At 38.7% G+C, this 628-nt stretch carries 1 protein-coding gene; it reads right to left on the minus strand.

Translation table 11 applies throughout. The features are described from left to right. Positions 1–240 precede the first annotated feature (240 nt). Positions 241–459 carry a hypothetical protein gene (locus tag GY937_15360; protein ID MCP5058083.1) on the minus strand — a complete coding sequence of 73 codons (219 nt, stop codon included), beginning with the start codon at positions 457–459 and terminating at the stop codon, positions 241–243. Positions 460–628: the final 169 nt, after the last annotated feature.

The raw sequence follows: 628 nt of genomic DNA on the forward strand, positions 1-628 counted from the left end.
CCTCCAAAGACTGCTTACCAAATCTCGTATACTTATATTTAGTGCCATCAGGTTGAACCACAGATAAAGTAACACAACCTGAAAGTAGCACGAATATAATAATCGTAGCACCTAATTTGTAAAATTTTTTAATCACTTAATCACCCCGCCTATCTAACCAAGGATTCAGAACAAATCCCCAAAAACACGAAGCAGAAATAGCAGCCACCAACGGAATCACAAGGCCAATTATAATATCAATCATAATTTCCTCAAAGACACAGATAACTTATCAAATATCTCAGCTAATGATTCTGCGGTGCATGGGAACTTAACATCAACAACCTTTACCCCATCATTACCAATCCCATCGTTGTAACGAAAAAACCACCTATGCACACCCTCTAAACGACCATTATACTGTTCTCTCTCAAGCTCAGTAATAATAGCTTTAGAAAATTCAACCACCTCAATACCCATACCCACTCCTAAACAACCCATCCCTTATATTATCCAACGCAGGCGTATCAACAATAGGTGGCTCAAATAACTCAATCTCCACCTCACAAGGACGCTCCACCACTATAACAGAACGCTGGGGATAATAACCATAATAAGGGTCAACATAATAACAACCCGCAAATAATAA

It is taken from the genome of bacterium, from assembly GCA_024228115.1.
GTDB lineage: Bacteria > Myxococcota_A > UBA9160 > UBA9160 > UBA6930.